The sequence below is a fragment of the Streptomyces sp. NPDC054840 genome, from assembly GCF_053611065.1.
Window position 1 is genome coordinate 1 of sequence record NZ_JBSGZP010000109.1, and the last position, 13,584, is coordinate 13,584.

Sequence of the window (13,584 nt, forward strand, 5' to 3'; positions counted from 1 at the left end):
GTTCGCCGAGGGGGTCGAGCAGGGTCCTGGTGTTGTGGCCGGGAAGGTTTGCCGGGTTGCGGCCTCCGGTGCCATGGGGCCTCCCCAGGCCCGTAGGGCCGAGGGGAAGCATCGCAAGGCGGAGGGCCGCGGCTCGTACCGGACGTACGTGCGCGGTCCGACAACGCGGCGAGGCGGGGGCCAGGCGTCGCGGGCCAGGCGACCTCGCGGACACGACCTGGGGGCTTACCAGTTCGCCGGGGCGTAGTCCTTGAGGAAGACGCCGAACAGGTCCTCGCCGGCCTCGCCTCGGACGATCGGGTCGTAGACCCGGGCCGCGCCGTCGACCAGGTCGAGCGGGGCGTGGAAGCCCTCCTCGGCAAGGCGGAGCTTGTCGAAGTGCGGACGCTCGTCGGTGATCCAGCCGGTGTCGACCGAGGTCATCAGGATGCGGTCGGTCTGGAACATCTCCTGGCCGCTGGTCCGCGTCACCATGTTCATCGCGGCCTTGGCGGCATTGGTGTTCGGGTGCCCCGCGCCCTTGTAGCCACGACTGAAGACGCCCTCCATCGCGGAGACGTTGACGACGTACGCCCGGCCGTTGGCCGCCTTCCGGGCGGCCTCCGCCATGGCCGGCCGAAGCGCGCTGATCAGGATGAACGGCGACGTGTAGTTGCACAGCTGGGTCTCGAGCAGCTCCACCGGGGAGATCTGGTCGATGGTCTGCACCCAGGTGTTGCTCTCGACGACGTCGGGCAGCAGACCCCCCGCGTCGATGGCGGTGCCGGCGAGGTGCCGCTCAAGGCTGGCGTTGCCCGCGACGAGGGCCAGATCGGCGACCTTCTGCGCCTCCAGCCCGCTCACTCCGACGGGCAGCGCCGCCAGGCCGTCGACCGCGCCGGAGTTGAAGGCGCCGATGACGTGGTGGGCGGGGAGCTCACCGGCGGGCAGCGGGGCGGACTCCCCCTCGACCAGGGCCGCGTAGGCACTGGGCAGGCGCCGTACGGTCTGCGTCGCGTTGTTGATCAGGATGTCGAGCGGGCCGGCCCCGGCCACCTGCTCGGCGAGGGCCACGGACTGGGCCGGGTCGCGCAGGTCGATGCCGACGACCTCCAGGCGGTGCATCCAGTCCGCGGAGTCCTCCATCGCCTTGAAGCGGCGGATGGCGTCCTTGGGGAAGCGCGTGGTGACCGTGGTGTGGGCGCCGTCGCGCAGCAGCCGCAGAGCGATGTACATGCCGATCTTGGCCCGGCCGCCGGTGAGCAGCGCGCGCTTGCCGGTCAGGTCGGCGCGGGCCTCCCGCCTGGTCCGGTTCTCGACGGCGCAGGGCGGGCAGAGCTGGTGGTAGAAGTAGTCGACCTCGACGTACCGCGTCTTGCAGATGTAGCAGGAGCGCGGGCGCTGGAGTATCCCGGCGATCCGGCCGGCCTCCGTGACCGAGGAGGGCAGGATGCCCTCGGTCTCGTCGTCGATGCGCTCGGCGGAGCCGGTGGCGGTGGCCTCGGTGACAGCCTTGTCGTTGGCGGTCTTGGCGGCGCGGCGCTCCTGGCGGCGGCGCTGCTTGACCGTGCGGTAGAGGCCGGCGGTGGCGCGGCGTACGGTGATCGCGTCGGGGTGGTCGACGTCGAGCTTGTCCAGCTCGTCGAGCACGCTGAGGCAGAGGGCCAGCCGGTCGGGGTCGATACCGGGCCCGAAGGCGTGCCCGTACTCGTGGCCGTAGTCCTGGCTGTCTTCGGTCACCGTCATCGCCGCTGCCGTTCCTTGATCACTCGTCCGCATCCGCCTGCTGCGGAAGTCCTCAAAACGGCAACTGTACGGATGCCACACGCCCGGAGCCAAACCCGCTCCCGCCGCCTCACACATCGCGAGGGGAGCGTCACGGTACGCGGCGGATCGGTGACGCCGGGGCACTGCAGGGGTCGCTTTCCGCTGAGGGGAAGACACGCTGCGTACTCCCGTACTACGTCGGGAGTATGACCGATCACCACCTGTGGGCGGAGGAATAGCGCAGGTGGGTCGGGCATTGTGGACCTTATGAGTGCACTGGCGCTGTCGGTCCTGCTCTGCCTCGTGTCCGCCCTGGCGTACGCGGGTGGCGCGATCGTCCAGGAACGGGTCGCGGCGACCACGCCCAACCGCCCGTACGCCCCGGTGCGCCGGGGTGCCTGGTGGGTGGCGGTGGGGCTGAACGGCCTCGGTGCGCTGCTGCACGTGGTGGCGCTCGCGTACGGGCCGCTGAGCCTGGTCCAGCCGCTGGGCGCGCTGACCATCGTCTTCGCCCTGCCGATGGCCGCCGTGTTCGTACGGCGCCGGGCGGGCGCGGCCGCGTGGCGTGGGGCGGTGCTGGCCACGGTCGGCCTGGCCGGGCTGCTGGTCCTGACCGGCGGGGACGGGCGGGCGGGACAGCCGCCGGCGCAGGACGAGCGGCACCTGCTGCTGATCGTCACCGGGGCGCTGGTGCTGGCGCTGTTCCTGATGGCGCACCGGATGCACCGGGCGGTGCTGCACAGTGTGCTGCTGGCCGCGGCCGCCGGTACGGCCTTCGGCATGGCTTCGGTGTTCACCAAGGTGGTGGCCGAGGACTTCGGGCCGGGCGCGCTGACGGGCCTGTGGCCCGACCTCGCGGTGATCGCGGTACTGGCGGCCGTCGGGCTGCTGCTGTCGCAGGCGGCCTACCGGGGCGCCGGGCTGACCGCGCCGCTGGCCACGGTGACGGTGATCAATCCGGTGGTGGCGGCGACGGTCGGCATCGCGCTGTTCGACGAGGGCTTCCGGTACGGGGCGGCGGGCGCGGCGGCGGCGGTGGCCAGCGCGACGCTCGCGGCGGCCGGCCTGATCCTGCTCACCGTCGTGCCCTCGCACGTGCGCGGGTCAGATGCGGACCCCGTGACCTCGGAGGTACTTGAGCGGGTCGATGTCGGAGCCGTATCCGGCTCCCGTGCGCATCTCGAAGTGCAGGTGCGGTCCCGTGGTGTTGCCGGTCGAGCCGGAGCGGCCGATGCGCTGCCCTCCGGAGACCTGCTGACCGGCCTTGACGCCGAGGGCGGAGAGGTGGGCGTACTGGGAGTACCGGCCGTCGGTGTGCCGGATGACCACTTGGTATCCGTAGGCCCCGGCCCAGCCGGCGGAGACGACCTGGCCCGGTCCCACCGACTTGACGGTGGTGCCGGTCGCCACCGGGAAGTCGACGCCCGTGTGGTAGCCGCTGGACCAGGAGGATCCCGAGACGCGGTACGCGGTGCCCAGGGCCGCGTCGACGGGGGCGGAGAATCCTCCCGCAACCGGCTGCTGCTGAGCTGAGGCGGGTTTCGGCGCAGGCTTCTCGGCGGGCTTCTCGGCAGGCTTTTCGACAGGTTTCCCGATCGGCTCGGGGGCGGGCTTCTCGGCCGGCTTCTCGGCGGCCGGCTCCCCGGGTGTCACCGGGTCGGCGGTCCGCGGCGGCTTCTCTGGGTCCTGCCTCGGCGGCGGCGGCAAGGCCGGCGCCGTGGTGACCCGCAAGGTGAGCCGCTGGCCCGGGAAGATCAGGTTCGGGTTGCCGCCGATGGTGGTCCGGTTCGTCTCGTACAGCTCCTGCCAGCCGCCTTCGACGTGCTGGTCGGTGGCGATCGCGGAGAGCGAGTCACCGGGTGCGACGACGTACGGGTTCGGCAGGACGGAGGTTCCCGTCGGACGTGGTGCGCCGCCCTGCTCGGGGGCGGTCCGTGCCACGGGCGCCACGGGGGCCTGTCCCTGCGGCTGCGGGGCGACGGCGGGCGCCGGCCCGCTGCGCGTGAGTCCGGCCTGCTTCCCGCAGTGGGGCCAGGCGCCGGGCCCCTGGCCCTTCAGCACCTTCTCCGCGACCGCTATCTGCTGGTCCTTGGTGGCCAGGTCGGCCCGCGGGGCGTAGCCGGTACCCCCGAAGGCCCGCCAGGTGCTCTGACTGAACTGGAGGCCGCCGTAGTAGCCGTTGCCGGTGTTGATGCGCCAGTTGTTCGTCGACTCGCAGGACGCGACCTTGTTCCAGGTGTCCACGGAGGCCGCGTGGGCGACTCCGGCCCCGATGAGCGGGAGCGCGATCCCGGCACCGCCGGCGGTGACGGCCAGTGAGGCGCGGTTGATGCTGCTCGGCTGATACCGGCGGTGCCGGCCCCGTACGCCCATGGGAGCCCCCCTCGAAGACATCAGGAACCGCACAACCTAACGTCGCGATCAGAGCGTGACAAGAGGCGCAACGGGGCGCGTGCGGCGGGAACTTGACTGTATCTCGATGAGTAAAAGATCCACCGGCGTCCGCGTGGGGGTAGCTTCGGTGCTCCCCGCCCACCGAAGGCACACCGACGCAATCAGGAGCGCACCGATGAGCACCAGCACAGCCCAGATCGGCGTCACCGGACTCGCGGTCATGGGCAGCAACCTCGCCCGGAACTTCGCCCGCAACGGATTCACCGTGGCCGTCCACAACCGGACGGCGGCCAGGACCACCGCGCTGGTCGAGGAGTTCGGGCACGAAGGCGCCTTCGTGGCGGCCGGGTCGGCGAAGGAGTTCGTCGACGCGCTGGAGCGCCCCCGGCGCATCGTCGTCATGGTGAAGGCCGGGGAGCCGACCGATGCCGTGATCCGGGAGTTCGCCCCGCTCCTGGAGGAGGGCGACGTGATCATCGACGGCGGCAACGCGCACTTCGAGGACACCCGGCGCCGCGAGCGGGAACTGCGGGAGCAGGGACTCCACTTCGTGGGTGTGGGCATCTCCGGCGGTGAGGAGGGCGCGCTGCTCGGCCCGAGCATCATGCCGGGCGGCTCGACGGAGTCGTACGCCTCCCTGGGGCCGCTGCTGGAAAGGATCTCCGCGAAGGCCGCCGACGGCACGCCCTGCACCTCGCACGTGGGGCCCGACGGCGCCGGACACTTCGTCAAGATGGTGCACAACGGCATCGAGTACGCCGACATGCAGCTCATCGCCGAGGCCTACCACCTGCTGCGGGAGGTCGCGGGCTACTCCCCTGCGAAGATCGCGGAGACGCTCCGGGCGTGGAACCGGGGGCGCCTGGACTCGTACCTGATCGAGATCACGGCGGAGGTGCTCGCGCACACGGACGCCGCGACCGGGCGCCCATACGTCGACGTCGTGGCCGACGCCGCCGAGCAGAAGGGCACCGGTCGCTGGACCGTGCAGATCGCCCTCGACCTCGGGGTACCGGTATCGGGAATCGCGGAGGCGGTCTTCGCCCGCGCGGTCTCCGGCCACACGGACCTGCGCACCGCCGCCCGCGGGCTCGCGGGCCCGGCGGCCGCCGCGCTCGCGCCGGAGGCGGCGGAGGCTTTCGCCGCGCAGGTGGAGCAGGCGCTGTACGCGTCGAAGATCGTCTCGTACACCCAGGGTTTCCACCAGATCCGGGCCGGCGGCGAGGAGTACGGCTGGAACGTGGACCTGGGCGCCGTTGCCTCGCTGTGGCGCGGCGGCTGCATCATCCGGGCCGCGTTCCTGGACCGGATCCGCGCGGCGTACGACAGCCGGCCGGAGCTGCCGAGCCTGCTGGCGGACGCGCACTTCGCCGAGGAGATCGCGGCCGCCCAGGACGGGTGGCGGTCCGTCGTGGTGGCGGCGGTGCGCCAGGGCATCCCTGTGCCGGCTTTCGCGGCCTCCCTGGCCTACTACGATGCCCTGCGCACGGAGCGGCTGCCCGCGGCCCTCACCCAGGGGCAGCGGGACTTCTTCGGGGCGCACACCTACCGGCGGACGGACCGCGAGGGCTCGTTCCACACCCTCTGGAGCGGCGACCGGTCCGAGATCCGCACGTCGTAGACCCGACCGCGAAGGGCTGCCGCGTCATCCCCGGCGGTCGGCGCACGGCGTCAGATGCGGTGCATCAGCTCAGGGGCCCGGGTTGCGGGATCGGCGCGGGCCCCGGCGGCGCGGGGACCGGGTCCGGCTCGGGCACGGGGCCGGGCACGGGCGGCACGGGCCGCGGAATGGGCTCGGGGTCGGGGAACGGGCTGGGCCCGGGGGCGGGCGGCGGCTGCGTCTCTTCTGCGTTTCGCTTTCGCACCATATGGGCCACCTTCCCGCTATTGCGGCCGGTATGCCTGCCAGACACCCTCTACGGGGCCGGACGCATCACGAGGCCCAGGGCCAGGGCGGCGGCCAGGCCCGGAGCCGGGCTGGAGAGCATCGGGGTCGGGCTCGTGGCCAGGTCCGCGGCCCCGGCCATGGAGGCCTGCGCCAGAACGATGACGTCGGCACCGGTGACGGAGTCCGCCGTCTCGGCGACCCGGGAGAGGTAGCCGGCGGTGTCCCCGGCCTCGAACCGGTCCCACGCCCCGGCGACCAGGTGCGTACGGATCGACACGGGCCGCTCACCGGCCTCCTCGGCCAGTAGCTCCCCGGTCGGGGCGAGGGTCGACTCCAGGGCGGCCAGTACGGCGATCCGCTCCCCCAGCCGTACGGCGGCGGCCGCCATCGGCCGGTCCACGCGGAGCACCGCGGCGCCCAGCGCCGGAGCCAGGGACTCCGCGGTCGCCCCGATGGTCGAGCAGGTGACCAGCACCGGCAGCCCGGCTTCTTCCGCGAGCAGCCCCCGAAGGGCCGGGGCCACCGACTCCGGCCCTTCGGCGCGGGCCCGGTCCAGCAGCTCCGGAACCACCCGGTGCCGGAGCACGGCCGCTGGATGGTTCCGGTCGCGCAGGGCGTCGAAGACCGGGACGTGCACGGCTGAGGTGTGCAGCAGGAGCAGATCGGTCACCTGAGGTCGGGGGCCGCGGCGAGCTCCGCCTTGGCCGCCAGTACGACCTCAGCGGCCGGCTCGGGCGCCTCGTCGGGATGTTTGGCGGCCCAGCTCGCCGCGTAGGGGCAGAGCGGCACCACGGGCACGCCCTCGGCGGCGGCGATCCCGTAGAAGGTCTTCACCAGCCCGCCCGCGATGCCTCGGCCCTCGTGCCCCTGCTCCACGATGGTGTGTACCGCGACCAGGGCGTGGGGCGCGTCGGCGAGCACGAAGTACGCGATGTGGCCGACCACCGCCTCGTCCTCGACGGCGAGCAGCCTTCCGGCCTCGCGGTCGTCCTGGAACTCGATCGGCATGATCCCCGACTCCCCTCAGACAGCCACGGCGTGCGGGCTGCGCCGCTGGTCCGTACCCGGCACCGGGGCGGACGGGTCCGAATCCAGCTCCACGATCCGGTTGTCGCCGTCCACGTGCACCACGCGGGGCTTCAGCACCCGGGCCTCGGCATCCTCGACCTGCGCGTAGCTGATGAGGATGACCAGGTCCCCGGGGTGCACCAGATGAGCGGCGGCGCCGTTGATCCCGATGACCCCGGACCCGCGCTCCCCCTCGATGACGTAGGTCTCGAGCCGCGCCCCGTTGGTGATGTCCACGATGTGGACGAGCTCCCCGGGCAGCAGATCGGCCGCGTCCAGCAGATCGGCGTCGACGGTCACGGAACCGACGTAGTGCAGGTCGGCCTGGGTGACGGTAGCTCGGTGGATCTTGGACTTGAACATGGTACGAAACATGAAATAACTCCCGACATGTCTGCTCCCTGCCCGCTTCACGCAGGTCAAGGGCGGTCCCCGGCAGCCTACAACCGTTCTCGAGTCCGGTCAGCTTTCCCTGGGTCTTTCAGGACTCATGCTGACCGTTTGCTGACTTCCCTGATGCACCATCACGCTGCCGGAGTGTCGTGTTCCGGGAGCCCTCTGCTTCGACGGCAGCGTGGGATCAGCGCCTCTGGGCCTGCTGGTCGCGGAGTGCACAGGCTGGTCGTCCGACAGCTTCGGGACACTCGCTGGACCCGATGAGCGCAGCGCGTCCTTGCCGCCAGGCCCGCCAGGCCCGCCAGGCCCGCCGCCAACGCTCGACCGCTCGCTGACCCGAAGGTCACGGGCGATCACCACAGTCCTCTCACCGGCCTCAAACCGGGCACCGGCCTGAAGGCCTCGCGGGCGAGGAGCACAAGTGATGTCCGTCACGGCAGACAGTCCAGGCTCCCCAACCGGGGCCCTGAAACCGCCTGCACACAGGATGAGGAACCCCATCCGATGCGCGGCTGGGGTTCCTCGGCGCGGTGAGTATCGGCCAGCAGGTGGAGTTGCCCATGCCGTAGACAGCTCGTCTACGCGTCGGCTGACCGCACCCCATCGCGATCACCGTGGATCAGGCGGGTCAGCGCTGCAGGGTGAGCAGGCCCGGCCGGTACGGCAGGCTCGGGTAGTCGGTGCCCGCCGGCGTGTTGGTGGGGAGGCCCTGGTAGAGGAACTGCAGGTTGCAGGCATCGATGGTCTTGGTCTGGTCGGGGTTGTTGCGGACCAGGTCACCGTGGCTGACGCCCTTGGCCCAGGTGGAACCGCTGTTGGCCTGGCCCGCGAAGGGGCTGCTCTCGCTGCCGGCCTGGACGGTCCACGGACCGTTCAGGCTGGAGGCGGTGAACGAGCGGAAGTAGCGGTTCGTACCCTGCGCCTCAACGATCATGAGGTACTGGTTCTGGCCCTGGACCTTGTAGACCTCCGGCGCCTCGAACAGAAGGTCCGTTGTGTCGCTCATGACCGTCGTGTACGAGGAGCCGAAGCTGCTGGGGAAGTTCCCGATCGGCATGCTGGCCCGGTAGATCTTGCCGTTGTCAGCGGCGAAGAACAGGTACATGTTCTGGTCGTCGGCGATCATGGTCGGGTCGATCGGGGCGTCCTTCTGGCCCTGGGGCCGACGGGGAGGCTGCCGGTGAACAGCGGCTGCGAGGCGGACCAGCCGTTGGGGTTGGTGGGGTCGCTGGACGTGCGGTAATAGAGCGGCCACTGACTCCACTGGGACACCATCACCCAGACGTTCTTGGGCGCGAAGTAGAACACTTCGGGCGCCACCGCGGGATCGTTCATCCCGGTCTGTGTGGCCGTCGCCATGTCCGACCAGTTCGTGAAGGGACTGAACCCCGTCGAGCCCCACGACATTCCGTTGGAGGTCGTCCCGTAGACCAGGTGCTTGCCGTTGTACGTGGTGGTGCTGAAGTCCTTCAACGCGACCTTCCCGTTCGCCGGCTCCGCCAGCGGACCCGTCGATGTCCAGCGGTAGGTCGATGGAAGAGCGCACGTGCCGGTGCCGACGTCGGCGACGGGGACTGGCTGCCACTGCTGGTTGCTGCCGCCCCAGTCGGCGTACTGGACGATCTTGCCGCCGTCGGCGGTGGAGGCGCTCTGGACCTCGAGGGCCTTGCTGCTGTGGCGGTTCAGGAGGCGGACGTAGCCGCCGGCGGAGTCGGCGAGGCGGAACTGCTGGTTGGTCGCGTTGAGGTCGCTCCACTGGACGACGTCGGCGCCGTCTGCCGAGGACCAGTTGTAGTCGTCCAGGACCTTGCCGGAGTTACGGTTCTGCAGGCGGTAGTAGCCGCTGCCGGAGTCCAGGAAGCGCCACTGCTGGGCTTCGTTGCTGGAGCGGGTCCACTGGACGACGGGCGAACCGTCGGCGGTGGCGAAGTTGTAGTCGTCCAGCGCCTTGCCGCTGTTGCGGTTCACCAGCACGTACCACTTGCCGGTGTCGACCGAGGCAGCCGAGGCGGACGACGGGTTCACCATCGCCAGGAAGCCGACCACGGAGACCATCGAGAGCAGGGCGGCCATCTGCGGCCGCCATCCTCGCCGTGTCGAGGTTCGTGGAGCTGTACCGAGAGCATTCATCTGCACCCTCCTAGGGCGACTTGGGCAGGGGTCGGTCCTTCTCGGTGCGTGCGGACCGGGCACGGCACGTCCGAGGCGGCGGCAAGACGTGACCCCTGCGGGGGTGGGGGGCACCGGGTCTCCGGCGCATTGTTAGCGCTAACAACCTGACGTTGAACTATTCGGTGCGTTGGCGGGGACAAAACCATGGGGCAAGAGGGGTCGTCAAGTACCGTGCCGCACCTGGCCGTTACTGAGGCATCATCGGGATCTCGTCCTGTCAGAGTTGTTGACGGGACTGATGTGAGCGCTCACACTCTTCGGCGCGGGCGGCAGTTACTGAGGCTTCAGGGTGGGGTCGGTGGGTCGAGTGTCAGGTCGGTGGCGGTGAGGCAGCCGTTGATCAGGTGGGTCCGGAGTTGGATTCTGCGTAACTCGCGGCGGAGTGTGCGGTCGAGGTCGTCGCATGTGTCGACTCAGCCAGGAACTCGACTCGCAGCTGGACGCGCTCGCCAAGCACGGCATCGCCAGGGACAAAATCTTCAGCGAGAAGATCAGCACCCGGATCAAGGTCCGCCCCCAGTTCGAGGAGGCGCTGAAGACCGCCCGGGAGATCAAGGCGCACGCCCCGCACTGCCGGGTCATTTTCACCGTGTTCGAGATGAAGAGGCTGGGGCGCGACGCGGCAGAACTCACCGCCCTCGCGGACCATCTGACCGAGCACGGCCTGGTGTTGGAGATGCTCGCCGGCCCGCTGCCCGGCATCTACGATCCCACCGGCCCCGGCAAGCTGCTGTTCGGCTTCTTCGCCGCGATGGCCGAGACCGAGCGGGAGAACATCCGGGAGTCGACGCTGGAGGGACTCGATACCGCGGCCCGCAAGGGCAAGTACGGTGGCCGGCCCCCGGTCATGACCGACGACATGCTGCACACCGTGCTGCGGCGCAAGGCACTCGGCGAGTCCGTCGAGCAGATCCAACCCGCCCTGATCATCCCCACCGGCAAGCGCAAGGGACAGAGCCCGTCCGTCGCCAGCATCTACCGGGCCCTCGCCGAACACGAGAAGACCCAGGCGTACCCCGAGGCCGTCGAGACAGCACACGCCGACTTCGCCGCCCTTCAGCAGGGCGACCGCAGCCCCAAGTAGTTACTCAGCGCTACACACCACCTGGCGGTAGCTATACGAGAACAGGGCCGTCGCGGTGGCGGCGGCCGCCGTCTGTCTCTTCCTGTGCTTCCTGTGCGGCTTCAGCCGCTCGGCCACCGCGGGGCGGTGTGCGGCCGGAAGCCTGTGATGGTTCGCGCCGTCGAGGTCGAAAGGGAGCCCGGGCGTGCCATGGGGCACCGGGTCACGGGGCACCGGGTCACCGGGTCCGGTGAGACGGTGCGACCGTGTCTCGGCGAAAAATGATTGAGACGGCAACCTTTCCGCTCTGAGTGGCCACTTAGGGGTGTACCGACGAGGGCGAGCCATGGTCAGCGGCGCTACGCCCTCTGTGTCAACACCCGATCGGAGCATTACGTGTCATCAGAAGACCCGAGATCCGCCGAGCAGCCGATGCCTCGGGGGCGCACGCCCCGCCGTAGCCGTATGCGCCGGCATTTTGTCGCGGGGGCGGTGGCGGTGCTCGCCGCCTCGGCCGGTGTCGGCGCCCTGGCGCCCAGCGCGGGCGCCGCGTCGACCGTCGGCATCAGTGTGGATGCCGGTACCTCCTTGGGCACGGTGCCCAGCAGCGGTGTCGGCCTCAACACGGGCGTCGGCGACGACCGCATGGGGGACGCCAAGGTGACATCGCTGATGAAGGCCGCGGGAGTTCGGCAGCTGCGCTTTCCCGGCGGCTCCGGCGCGGACGACTACCACTGGAAGACCCACACCATGGGCAACGGCGGCTGGATCGTACCCAACACCGACTTCGACCGCTTCATGGCCACCGCGAAGAAGGTCGGCGCCGAGCCGATCCTGACCGCGAACTACGGTTCCGGCACCCCCCAGGAGGCCGCCGACTGGGTCAAGTACGCCAACGTCGACAAAGGTTACGGCGTGAAGTACTGGGAGATCGGCAACGAGGTCTACGGCAACGGGCACTACGGCAACGGCAAGGGCTGGGAAACCGACACGCACGCCGACAAGAGCCCGAAGGAGTACGGAAAGAACCTGGTCGCCTACTCGAAGGCGATGAAGGCCGTGGACCCGAAGGTGAAGATCGGAGCGGTGCTCACCACCCCCGGCTTCTGGCCGGACGCGGAAAAGGCTCCCGGTGACAGCGCCGACTGGAACAACACGGTGCTCTCCATCGCGGGAAGCTCGATCGACTTCGTCATCGTTCACTGGTATCCGGGCGGCACCACCACGGCCGACCTGCTGAACACCCCCTCCCGGATCGCCGGTGTCACGTCCTCGCTGCGCTCGCTGATCGCCAAGTACGCGGGCTCGCGCGCCGCTTCGGTGGAGATCGCGGTCACCGAGACCGACACCGTCTTCTCGCCCGTCTTGACCAGCCAGGCCGCAGCCCTGTTTGCGCCGGACACCTACATGACCTGGTTCGAGCAAGGCGCCACCCACGTGGACTGGTGGAACCTGCACAACGGCTCGGGCGACGCACCCACCACCGTCAACGGCGAGACCGACTACCAGGACGGGGGCATTCTCTCCGCTGGAACCTGCGCCGGGGGGAAGTGCGAACCGCCGCGCGACACGCCCTTCCCCACCTACTGGGGCATCCGCTCGCTGACCGCACTGGCGCAGCCTGGCGACACCATGGTCAAGTCGTCCTCGGGCAACTCGTCGGTCACTGTGCACGCGGTGCGGAGCAGCAACGGCGGGCTGAACGTCATGCTGACCAACAAGAGCCCGCAGAACGCGGCGCAGGTGTCGCTCTCGTACGCCGGATTCACCCCGGCCGCAGGGGCGGTCACGACCGTTTCGTATGCCAAGGGAGACACCGCCCTGACGACGGCGGAGCGGGGCACGGCGGTCGCACAGACGCTGCCGCCGTACTCGATCACGACTCTTCAGCTGAAGCCCGCGTCGGGGACCGCTGGCGCTGAGACGCCGACGCCCGCCCCCACGCCGACCGCCCCCACGCCGGTTGTCTCCGCCTCCGGCACGACCGGCACCCGTGCGCAGGGGGAGATCGGCGCACCCGTCGGCCAGCCGACCCCGAGCAGCACGTCCGGCGACCTGGCTTCCACCGGGGTGAGCAACACTGTCACGTACAGCGCCCTCGGTGGCCTGCTGGTCGCTGCCGGCGGCGTGCTGGTGTTTCGCGGACGTCGCCGCAGGGCTTTGCACGGGAAGTGAGACCGCGTGAGTGACTGACGGCCCGGCAGCAACGCCACCCACCCGTGGCGTGCGCGCAGGGCCGTCGGCCTCCGCGCCGGCGTCGGCGGTCAGGAAACAAACAAGGCCCGGGTCGTTGACCTGGTGACCTGGCCTACCTCGGCACCGGTCCCGACCCGTGGGGCGGCCCACGGGCCGCGTTCCGGGCCACCGTGGAACTGCCGCGCGAGGACTTCGCGATGAACTACGACCAGGTCGTCCAGGCCGGCATGGCCGCCATCGGCACCACGCTCCGCATCGGGATCGACGTCCATGGCCGCCGTCCAGGGCGAACAGCTTCCGCCGCTCGCCTGACGGCGGAGACGGCTCGGCCCCCCTGCCTCACTCGGGAAGCAGGGGGCCGAGGCGTCTGTGGCCTGTGCCTCCTGGTGGCTGAGCAGGATGTCGACACCGTCCTGGCTGCCGTACAACGTGATATCGGGAGGAGTCCGGCGGGTGCGCCCAACGACGCCGCAGCCGAGGTCGTCGTCTACCGCCGCAGTGGCACGGGCTTCAGCCGTCTCTGGGCTGCGATCGGCAGCGGCGATGACGCCGAAATCGACCGCGCAATCGCCAGGGCGACCGACGTCGCCGTCCACGGCCCGAGCGAGTTCTGGGCCAGGGGCCTGGGCGACTAGCAGAATCGGCCGAGAGGGTCCTCCTC

General features: G+C 70.3%; 9 protein-coding genes and 5 pseudogenes. 6 read left to right on the forward strand and 8 right to left on the reverse strand.

Annotation, left to right across the window (positions count from 1 at the left end; genetic code table 11):
* Window positions 1-225: 225 nt before the first annotated feature.
* Window positions 226-1,725 carry an SDR family NAD(P)-dependent oxidoreductase gene (locus tag ACWGIU_RS10965; RefSeq protein ID WP_453704486.1) on the reverse strand — a complete coding sequence of 500 codons (1,500 nt, stop codon included), beginning with the start codon at window positions 1,723-1,725 and terminating at the stop codon, window positions 226-228.
* 288 nt (window positions 1,726-2,013) lie between these two features.
* Here ACWGIU_RS10965 and ACWGIU_RS10970 point away from each other — a divergent pair.
* Window positions 2,014-2,826 (forward strand): annotated as a pseudogene (locus ACWGIU_RS10970) (DMT family transporter); the annotation flags it as partial.
* A 24-nt stretch (window positions 2,827-2,850) separates the two neighbouring features.
* Here the strand turns inward: ACWGIU_RS10970 and ACWGIU_RS10975 are convergent.
* Window positions 2,851-4,119, reverse strand: coding sequence for a transglycosylase family protein (locus tag ACWGIU_RS10975; RefSeq protein WP_453704488.1), 1,269 nt, complete (start codon window positions 4,117-4,119; stop codon window positions 2,851-2,853).
* A 196-nt stretch (window positions 4,120-4,315) separates the two neighbouring features.
* Here ACWGIU_RS10975 and gndA point away from each other — a divergent pair, with 196 nt between their 5' ends.
* Window positions 4,316-5,761, forward strand: a complete 1,446-nt coding sequence (gene gndA / locus ACWGIU_RS10980) for an NADP-dependent phosphogluconate dehydrogenase (RefSeq protein ID WP_453704490.1) — start codon at window positions 4,316-4,318, stop codon at window positions 5,759-5,761.
* Between the two features lie 295 nt (window positions 5,762-6,056).
* Here gndA and ACWGIU_RS10985 read toward each other — a convergent pair whose 3' ends face one another.
* From ACWGIU_RS10985 to ACWGIU_RS11010, 6 genes and pseudogenes are all read right to left on the reverse strand, one after another.
* On the reverse strand, window positions 6,057-6,698 hold the full coding sequence (locus tag ACWGIU_RS10985) for an arylsulfatase (protein ID WP_453704492.1): 642 nt from the start codon (window positions 6,696-6,698) through the stop codon (window positions 6,057-6,059).
* Window positions 6,695-7,036 carry a GNAT family N-acetyltransferase gene (locus tag ACWGIU_RS10990; RefSeq protein ID WP_453704494.1) on the reverse strand — a complete coding sequence of 114 codons (342 nt, stop codon included), beginning with the start codon at window positions 7,034-7,036 and terminating at the stop codon, window positions 6,695-6,697. The genes ACWGIU_RS10985 and ACWGIU_RS10990 overlap by 4 nt, the downstream gene beginning before the upstream one ends.
* Before the next feature lie 15 nt (window positions 7,037-7,051).
* On the reverse strand, window positions 7,052-7,471 hold the full coding sequence (panD, locus tag ACWGIU_RS10995; protein ID WP_453704496.1) for an aspartate 1-decarboxylase: 420 nt from the start codon (window positions 7,469-7,471) through the stop codon (window positions 7,052-7,054).
* Window positions 7,472-7,714: 243 nt separating this feature from the next.
* Window positions 7,715-7,891 (reverse strand): annotated as a pseudogene (locus ACWGIU_RS11000) (IS630 family transposase); the annotation flags it as partial.
* A 229-nt stretch (window positions 7,892-8,120) separates the two neighbouring features.
* Window positions 8,121-9,565 (reverse strand): annotated as a pseudogene (locus ACWGIU_RS11005) (non-reducing end alpha-L-arabinofuranosidase family hydrolase).
* Window positions 9,566-9,948: 383 nt separating this feature from the next.
* Window positions 9,949-10,074 (reverse strand): annotated as a pseudogene (locus ACWGIU_RS11010) (IS630 family transposase); the annotation flags it as partial.
* On the opposite strand from ACWGIU_RS11010, the gene ACWGIU_RS11015 reads away from it, so the two are divergent.
* The 4 genes and pseudogenes from ACWGIU_RS11015 to ACWGIU_RS11030 all read left to right on the forward strand — a co-directional run bounded on the left by ACWGIU_RS11015 (window position 10,068) and on the right by ACWGIU_RS11030 (window position 13,558).
* A complete protein-coding gene (locus ACWGIU_RS11015) occupies window positions 10,068-10,748 on the forward strand; it encodes a recombinase family protein (protein ID WP_453704498.1) in 681 nt (226 codons plus the stop codon). The pseudogene ACWGIU_RS11010 and the gene ACWGIU_RS11015 overlap by 7 nt on opposite strands.
* Before the next feature lie 444 nt (window positions 10,749-11,192).
* Window positions 11,193-12,902: an LPXTG cell wall anchor domain-containing protein gene (locus ACWGIU_RS11020; RefSeq protein ID WP_453704500.1), complete on the forward strand. Its 1,710-nt coding sequence runs from the start codon at window positions 11,193-11,195 to the stop codon at window positions 12,900-12,902.
* A 125-nt stretch (window positions 12,903-13,027) separates the two neighbouring features.
* Window positions 13,028-13,235: pseudogene (locus tag ACWGIU_RS11025) on the forward strand (YceI family protein); the annotation flags it as partial.
* Window positions 13,236-13,309: 74 nt separating this feature from the next.
* On the forward strand, window positions 13,310-13,558 hold the full coding sequence (locus ACWGIU_RS11030) for a hypothetical protein (RefSeq protein WP_453704502.1): 249 nt from the start codon (window positions 13,310-13,312) through the stop codon (window positions 13,556-13,558).
* The last annotated feature ends 26 nt before the right edge of the window (window positions 13,559-13,584 follow it).